This window comes from Microlunatus flavus, from assembly GCF_900110855.1.
GTDB lineage: Bacteria > Actinomycetota > Actinomycetes > Propionibacteriales > Propionibacteriaceae > Microlunatus > Microlunatus flavus.
The window spans coordinates 1-5378 of sequence record NZ_FOFA01000025.1 but is presented as its reverse complement, the minus strand read 5'-3'; the positions used below and the strand labels follow the sequence as shown (position 1 = coordinate 5378).

Annotated in this window: 3 rRNA genes; all 3 read right to left on the bottom strand. The window is 56.9% G+C overall.

The annotated features are described in order from the left end of the window. Window positions 1-59: 59 nt before the first annotated feature. Window positions 60-177 (bottom strand): 5S ribosomal RNA (gene rrf, locus BMY04_RS22170). Between the two features lie 115 nt (window positions 178-292). Continuing rightward, a 23S ribosomal RNA gene (locus tag BMY04_RS22165) occupies window positions 293-3416 on the bottom strand. A gap of 371 nt (window positions 3417-3787) precedes the next feature. Then, window positions 3788-5307, bottom strand: a 16S ribosomal RNA gene (locus BMY04_RS22160). Together the 16S, 23S and 5S rRNA genes form the textbook arrangement of a ribosomal RNA operon. Window positions 5308-5378: the final 71 nt, after the last annotated feature.

Sequence of the window (5378 nt, the reverse complement as noted above, 5' to 3'; positions counted from 1 at the left end):
TGCGTAAACACCTCAGGGCCGGCCACAACATGTGTGGCCGGCCCTGAGGTGTGTGTGTTGTCCGGCGACGTCCTAGTCTCCCACACGGTCCCCCGTGCAGTACCATCGGCGCTGAAAGGCTTAACTTCCGGGTTCGGAATGGAACCGGGTGTTTCCCATTTCGCTGTGATCACCGAAACTCTATGGAGATGTGGTACGAAACCAGCCTCAAATATCGAACGATCTCTCGTCGAGAGACTGGCCTTTCGACCGTGTCTCGAGAGACCTCACAGTGGACGCGTAGCATCTTTGTAGGAACAAGCCCTCGGCCTATTAGTATCGGTCAGCTCCACACATTGCTGTGCTTCCACATCCGACCTATCACCCAGTGTTCTGCTGGGGGCCTTACCAGGCTATCCTGTGGGAGCCTTCATCTTGGAGCGTGCTTCCCGCTTAGATGCTTTCAGCGGTTATCACTTCCGAACGTAGCCAACCAGCCGTGCTCTTGGCAGAACAACTGGCACACCAGAGGTTCGTCCGTCCCGGTCCTCTCGTACTAAGGACAGCCCTCCTCAAGACTCCTACGCGCGCAGCGGATAGGGACCGAACTGTCTCACGACGTTCTAAACCCAGCTCGCGTGCCGCTTTAATGGGCGAACAGCCCAACCCTTGGGACCGACTCCAGCCCCAGGATGCGACGAGCCGACATCGAGGTGCCAAACCATGCCGTCGCTATGGACGCTCGGGCAAGATCAGCCTGTTATCCCCGGGGTACCTTTTATCCGTTGAGTGACGGCGCTTCCACATGCCACCGTCAGATCACTAGTCCCGACTTTCGTCCCTGCTCGAGGTGTCCCTCTCACAGTCAAGCTCCCTTGTGCACTTACACTCGAAACCTGATTGCCAACCAGGCTGAGGGAACCTTTGGGCGCCTCCGTTACCTTTTGGGAGGCGACCGCCCCAGTCAAACTACCCATCAGGCACTGTTCCTGATCCAGATGATGGACCTAGGTTAGATATCCAGAACAACCAGAGTGGTATTTCAACGTTGACTCCACGACAACTGGCGTCGCCGCTTCACAGTCTCCCACCTATCCTACACAAGCTGTACCGAACACCAATACCAAACTATAGTGAAGGTCCCGGGGTCTTTCCGTCCTGCTGCGCGTAACGAGCATCTTTACTCGTAGTGCAATTTCGCCGAGTCCGTGGTCGAGACAGCGCCCAAGTCGTTACGCCATTCGTGCAGGTCGGAACTTACCCGACAAGGAATTTCGCTACCTTAGGATGGTTATAGTTACCACCGCCGTTTACTGGCGCTTAAGTTCACCGCTTCGCCTCACAGCTAACAGTTCCCCTTAACGTTCCAGCACCGGGCAGGCGTCAGTCCGTATACATCGTCTTACGACTTGGCACGGACCTGTGTTTTTAGTAAACAGTCGCTTGGGCCTGGTCTCTGCGGCCTTTCACGCCAACCAGAGCAAGTCTGGCAAACGCGTCCGGCCCCCCTTATCCCGAAGTTACGGGGGCATTTTGCCGAGTTCCTTAACCACGGTTATCTCGATCACCTTGGTATTCTCTACCTGACCACCTGAGTCGGTTTAGGGTACGGGCGGCTCTAGAACTCGCTCACGAAGATTTTCTAGGCAGCATAGGATCACTCACTCGCCGGCCCGTAGGCCGACCAGCCGTCATGTCTCAGGCTCATGAGATGCGGATTTACCTACACCTCGCCCTACACACTTAGCCCGGGATCACCTTGCGGATACCATCGCCCGGGATGAGCTACCTTCCTGCGTCCCTCCGCAGCTTGCCTAATACAAGTCCGGTTCGCAGACTCATCGACACATCACCCGAAGGATCCGTGCGACTTGCGTGCTTAGCATCGCTCGCCTCGGCAGGATCGTGCTAGCGCCGGTACGGGAATATCAACCCGTTGTCCATCGACTACGCCTGTCGGCCTCGCCTTAGGTCCCGACTTACCCAGGGCAGATTAGCTTGACCCTGGAACCCTTGGTCTTTCGGTGGAGGAGTTTCTCACTCCTCATTCGCTACTCATGCCTGCATTCTCACTCGTGTGCTCTCCACGACTAGGTCACCCTGCCGCTTCACCGCGCACACGACGCTCCCCTACCCATCCACGCCCCTGCATCGAAATGAGGGTATTACGCAGATGACACAGCTTCGGCGGATTGCTTGAGCCCCGCTAAATTGTCGGCGCAGAATCACTTGACCAGTGAGCTATTACGCACTCTTTCAAGGGTGGCTGCTTCCAAGCCAACCTCCTGGTTGTCTCCGCAACTCCACATCCTTTTCCACTTAGCAACCGCTTAGGGGCCTTAGCTGGTGTTCTGGGCTGTTTCCCTCTCGACTACGAACCTTATCGCCCGCAGTCTCACTGCCGCGCTTAAACTTACCGGCATTCGGAGTTTGGCTAATTTCGGTAAGCTTGTGGGCCCCCTAGACTATCCAGTGCTCTACCTCCGGCAAGAAACACGCGACGCTGCACCTATATGCATTTCGGGGAGAACCAGCTATCACGGAGTTTGATTGGCCTTTCACCCCTATCCACAGCTCATCCCCCAGGTTTTCAACCCTGGTGGGTTCGGGCCTCCACGACGTCTTACCGTCGCTTCACCCTGGCCATGGATAGATCACTCCGCTTCGGGTCTAGAGCATGCGACTCAACCGCCCTGTTCGGACTCGCTTTCGCTACGGCTTCCCCACACGGGTTAACCTCGCCACATACCACTAACTCGCAGGCTCATTCTTCAAAAGGCACGCCGTCACCTCACCTTGCGGTTCAGCTCCGACGGATTGTAGGCAATCGGTTTCAGGTACTATTTCACTCCCCTCCCGGGGTACTTTTCACCTTTCCCTCACGGTACTAGTCCGCTATCGGTCACCAAGGAGTATTTAGGCTTAGCGGGTGGTCCCGCCGGATTCACAGCCAATTTCAGGGGTTGGCTGCTACTTGGGGTGACACTCAGCAGTGACACACTTACGTCTACAGGGGTGTTACCTGCTATGCCGCGCCTTCCCAGAACGCTTCGACTTCATGTGTCATTTTTGACTGCTCGACCGGATGACAGCCCGATCAGAATGGCCCCACAACACCGCACATGCAACGCCTGTCAGCTATCACACACATACGGTTTGGCCTCTTCCGCGTTCGCTCGCCACTACTGACGGAATCACTGTTGTTTTCTGTTCCTGTGGGTACTGAGATGTTTCACTTCCCCACGTTCCCTCCAACCGCCCTATGTGTTCAAGCGGAGGTCGCCGGACATTACTCCGGTTTCTTTCGAGGTTTCCCTATTCGGAGATCCCCGGATCGAAGCTCGTTTACCAGCTCCCCGGGGCTTATCGCAGGTTACAACGTCCTTCATCGGCTCTTGGTGCCTAGGCATCCACCGATTGCCCTTAGTAGCTTGTTGTTACTACAAAGATGCTCGCGTCCACTGTGAAGTTCTCAACACACGGGCGGTAGCGCAGACCGGCCACCCACAGGTGGCCGGCACTGGTCCGCACTGAAACCCAACCGCGACAACCCCCTCAAAGGGGATCGGGCGACCGAAATTTCAGGACCCAACAGCGTGCCCAAACCGACCCCCACCCTCGCCTCGGATTTCCACTCCCCCACCCTTCCGTCACCGGAAAGATACGAGTTGTACTCACGAGGCCAGCAGCGTGACGCCGGCTCAATAGTCAATGTTCCACATTCCAGAGCTGCCCAGCCAGACACGAACGGCCTGGCACTGAGCGCATGGACAAACACACTTCCGTGCGCTGCCGCAATGCTCCTTAGAAAGGAGGTGATCCAGCCGCACCTTCCGGTACGGCTACCTTGTTACGACTTAGTCCTAATCGCCAGTCCCACCTTAGACGGCTCCCTCCCACAAGGGGTTGGGCCACCGGCTTCGGGTGTTACCGACTTTCATGACTTGACGGGCGGTGTGTACAAGGCCCGGGAACGTATTCACCGCAGCGTTGCTGATCTGCGATTACTAGCGACTCCGACTTCATGGGGTCGAGTTGCAGACCCCAATCCGAACTGAGACCGGCTTTTTGGGATTCGCTCCACCTTGCGGTATCGCAGCCCTTTGTACCGGCCATTGTAGCATGCGTGAAGCCCTGGACTTAAGGGGCATGATGACTTGACGTCATCCCCACCTTCCTCCGAGTTGACCCCGGCAGTCTCCTATGAGTCCCCGGCATTACCCGCTGGCAACATAGGACGAGGGTTGCGCTCGTTGCGGGACTTAACCCAACATCTCACGACACGAGCTGACGACAGCCATGCACCACCTGTACACCGACCTTGCGGGGGCTACATCTCTGCAGCTTTCCGGTGTATGTCAAACCCAGGTAAGGTTCTTCGCGTTGCATCGAATTAATCCGCATGCTCCGCCGCTTGTGCGGGCCCCCGTCAATTCCTTTGAGTTTTAGCCTTGCGGCCGTACTCCCCAGGCGGGGCACTTAATGCGTTAGCTTCGGCACGGAGAACGTGGAATGTCCCCCACACCTAGTGCCCACCGTTTACGGCGTGGACTACCAGGGTATCTAAGCCTGTTTGCTCCCCACGCTTTCGCTTCTCAGCGTCAGGTGATGCCCAGAGAACCGCCTTCGCCACCGGTGTTCCTCCTGATATCTGCGCATTCCACCGCTCCACCAGGAATTCCGTTCTCCCCTGCATCCCTCTAGTCCGCCCGTATCAAAAGCAGGCTCGGGGTTAAGCCCCGAGTTTTCACTCCTGACGCGACGGACCGCCTACAAGCCCTTTACGCCCAATAATTCCGGACAACGCTCGGACCCTACGTATCACCGCGGCTGCTGGCACGTAGTTAGCCGGTCCTTCTTCTGTAGGTACCGTCACTTGCGCTTCGTCCCTACTGAAAGCGGTTTACAACCCGAAGGCCGTCATCCCGCACGCGGCGTTGCTGCATCAGGCTTGCGCCCATTGTGCAATATTCCCCACTGCTGCCTCCCGTAGGAGTCTGGGCCGTATCTCAGTCCCAGTGTGGCCGGTCGCCCTCTCAGGCCGGCTACCCGTCGAAGCCTTGGTGAGCCATTACCTCACCAACAAGCTGATAGGCCGCGAGCCCATCCCTGACCGCCGGAGCTTTCCACACCCACCCAGGAGGGCAAGTGTCATATCCGGTATTAGCAGCTGTTTCCAACTGGTATTCCGAAGTCAAGGGCAGGTTGCTCACGTGTTACTCACCCGTTCGCCACTCGTGTACTCCCGAAAGAGCCTTACCGTTCGACTTGCATGTGTTAAGCACGCCGCCAGCGTTCGTCCTGAGCCAGGATCAAACTCTCCGTTGAAAAATATCGACAACCACAACCACCCAAAAGGCAGTCGCAGTGAATCGTCACATCACAACGAGCTTGACCAT